Genomic DNA, 1,298 nt, shown 5'->3' with positions numbered 1-1,298 from the left:
CCCCGACGCCGATCCGCCCGCCCCCTCCTGAGCCCCCCGGCCTCGCCCGCTCGGAGGGGCCGGGGGCTGCCGACGCTCCGTCAGCAGGTGATGCCGCCCTTGCGCAGGGCGTGCTTGCCGGTGTTGCTGTCGTCCGCCCAGTAGACGGGCTTGCTGCCGCCCACGCACTCGTCGGCACCGGCCAGGGTGAAGCCCTCGTTGTTGAGGTTCGCCATCCCGGCGGGGCGGTTGTAGACGGCGGTGAGGGCGAACGCGCCGCTGCCGTCGACCTGGAAGGTGCGCAGTTGGCCGGAGCAGTTGTCGTCGCACACCACCCACATCCGGTGCGCCTGCGGTTCCCAGGACAGCTCCATCACGCCGGCCATGCCGCTGCTGACGGTGGCGACCTTGGTGAAGCCCCCGGACTCCAGCAGCACGTAGCCGTAGACCTTGGCGCTGCCCTCGACGCCGACGAAGAACACCCCGCCGGTGTGCGCCGCGTAGCGGCCCGGGTCGTAGGCGGCGCCGGTCGAGGCGTCCTTGAAGCCCGCGCCGGTCAGGTAGCCGTCGGGCACCCAGGTGATGCCCTCCAGCCCGAGGTTGGAGCCGGTGGACGGCAGGTCCGCGGTGAGGTTCCACTCGCGGGTGGCGGTCAGCGTGCCGCCGCTGCCGGAGACGTCGTAGCGCAGCACGGAGAGCCGACTGGTGGAGGAGGAGTCCGCGTTGCGCTCGCTGGAGACGTACACCCCGCCGGCCGAGCCCGCACCGGTCAGCGTGACGCCCTCGTCGTCCGGGGTGCCGGTGCCGCCGGTGAAGCGCAGCGACTTGCCGGAACCCCAGCCGTTGGCGGTGTCGGGCTTCCAGCCGCCGGAGCCGTTCGGGACCATCCGCCACAGCTTGCCGGAGTTCTGCACGCCCCACATCACACCGCCCTCCTGGTAGAGGCCGGACAGATCGGAGCCGAACACGTTGGAGCCGTCCGCAGTACTGACGGCGGAACTACCGGGCCAGGCCACCGCACCGACCGCCGGAGCCGGAACTGCGGTCAGGCCCCCGACGACGAGGGCCGCCAGGGCGACGGCCGCCGACGACAGGAAGCGGCGACGACGACGTTCGGGAATGCGCGATTCGGTCACGGGTTCCGTCCCTCGGGTCGAGTGGTCGAGCGATCGAGCGGTCCAGCGGTCGAGCGGTCGAGCGGTCCAGCGGTCGAGCAGCTGAAACGGCCGCGAAAACGGCGCCCCCAACCTCCCGGCCCCATCCCAACGAGCCCCCACCGCAACCCGCCCCCCCCATGAACACCCGACGAACCCCCACCC

At 72.3% G+C, this 1,298-nt stretch carries 1 pseudogene; it reads right to left on the bottom strand.

The window, feature by feature from the left end:
• Positions 1–80 precede the first annotated feature (80 nt).
• A pseudogene (locus IH44_RS0139850) lies at positions 81–995 on the bottom strand (hypothetical protein); the annotation flags it as partial.
• Between the last annotated feature and the right edge of the window lie 303 nt (positions 996–1,298).

Source organism: Kitasatospora sp. NRRL B-11411 (assembly GCF_000721345.1).
GTDB lineage: Bacteria > Actinomycetota > Actinomycetes > Streptomycetales > Streptomycetaceae > Kitasatospora > Kitasatospora cineracea.
Note: the sequence above shows the minus strand (reverse complement) of the source record. Positions and strands in the feature narration are given on the sequence as shown.